Source organism: Haemophilus sp. HMSC061E01, from assembly GCF_001810345.1.
GTDB lineage: Bacteria > Pseudomonadota > Gammaproteobacteria > Enterobacterales > Pasteurellaceae > Haemophilus_D.
On record NZ_KV801007.1, the window covers coordinates 1 to 557 of the forward strand.

The window sequence follows — 557 nt, forward strand, 5'->3', positions numbered from 1 at the left end:
CGTTATAGTTACGGCCGCCGTTTACTGGGGCTTCGATCAGGAGCTTCTCTTTCGATTACACCATCAATTAACCTTCCAGCACCGGGCAGGCATCACACCCTATACGTCCACTTTCGTGTTTGCAGAGTGCTGTGTTTTTAATAAACAGTTGCAGCCAGCTGGTATCTTCGACCGGTTCAACCTTCGCCCGCAAGGGACTACAATCTACGCCGGCGCACCTTCTCCCGAAGTTACGGTGCTATTTTGCCTAGTTCCTTCACCCGAGTTCTCTCAAGCGCCTGAGTATTCTCTACCTGACCACCTGTGTCGGTTTTCAGTACGGTTTAGATAAACCTGAAGCTTAGTGGCTTTTCCTGGAAGTGTGGTATCGGTTACTTCAGCTCCGTAGAGCCTCGTCATCATCTCTCGGTGTTAAAGAAGTCCGGATTTGCCTAAACTTCACACCTACCAACTTAAACGCACATATCCAACAGTGCGATAACCTAACCTACTCCGTCCCCACATCGCAGTTTATCCAAGTACGGGAATATTAACCCGTTTCCCATCGACTACGCTTT

General features: G+C 49.0%; 1 rRNA gene. It reads right to left on the reverse strand.

Annotated features, from left to right (window positions below):
• Window positions 1-557, reverse strand: a 23S ribosomal RNA gene (locus HMPREF2732_RS05820); the annotation flags it as partial.